1 protein-coding gene is annotated in these 963 nt (G+C 40.4%); it reads right to left on the bottom strand.

Going from position 1 to position 963, the window contains the following annotated elements; translation table 11 throughout:
• On the bottom strand, positions 1-963 hold a 963-nt coding region (locus A4R26_RS11550; RefSeq protein WP_165760236.1), incomplete at both ends, for a phosphopantetheine-binding protein.

Below are 963 nucleotides of genomic sequence, written 5' to 3'. Positions count from 1 at the left end.
AGTCACTCAAATTAAAACTCGTTCTTAATATTGAATGTTTCTCTGTAAGCAGCTCTAAAGCCAGGTTAAACCGGGTAATATCAAATTCATGAAAAATCCGCCGGTAAACCATTTGATCATGGTAGGTACCGGTTCCTTCATTCATCCAATAGCCAAACACCATCCCTTTCTCAATATCACTCATAGGATATATATCCTCGATATTCTCCTTTTCCAAATCCGGCATAGAAGACAAAATCCTCTCCTTTAAATGTTCTATTTCAGTTCTGATGCTTTTTTCTTTTTCTGTTCGCCATTCATTCTTTAAATCAATTTCATTTTTGTTTTCTTTCGCGTATTGTATAAGTTGTTCTATGGTATCATTGGTATAAACATCATTAACAGAGAATTCATAGTGCATTTCTTTTTTAACTTCTGCAAGCAAACGAATGACCTTTATCGAATCGCCACCTAATTCAAAAAACCTATCCCTAACACCTAATTTCTCCTTATCTACACGCAATATCTCACTCCATATGCTCACCATGTTCTCTTCAAGCTCGGTTCGCGGAGCCACATATTGTATTCCACTTGACAGACCCACGCCTTCAGGATCGGGTAAAGACTTTTTGTTTATTTTACCGTTGCGTGTTAACGGCAGTGCTTCCAATTGAACATAGTAGGCCGGTAACATGTAATCTGGTAAGGTCGCTTTTAAATAGGCCCTTAACCCGCTCGCATTCAGTTGTTCTTTGGCCATGAGGTAGGCTACCAGCGCCTTTTCTCCTGCTTCGTTCTCTCTGGCTAATACAACCGCCTGCTCTATCTGATCGTGTTTTAATAGTGCGTACTCAATCTCTCCCAGTTCTATTCGATACCCCCTGACCTTTACCTGGTCGTCTTTTCTGCCTATGAATTCTATGTTCCCATCCGGTAACCACCTGCCCAGATCTCCTGTTTTATACAGCCGCTCTCCTTCTTTAA

The sequence above is a fragment of the Niastella populi genome (assembly GCF_002078015.1).
GTDB lineage: Bacteria > Bacteroidota > Bacteroidia > Chitinophagales > Chitinophagaceae > Niastella > Niastella populi.
The sequence above is the reverse complement of the archived record's forward strand: the minus strand, read 5'-3'. Positions and strand labels throughout refer to the sequence as shown.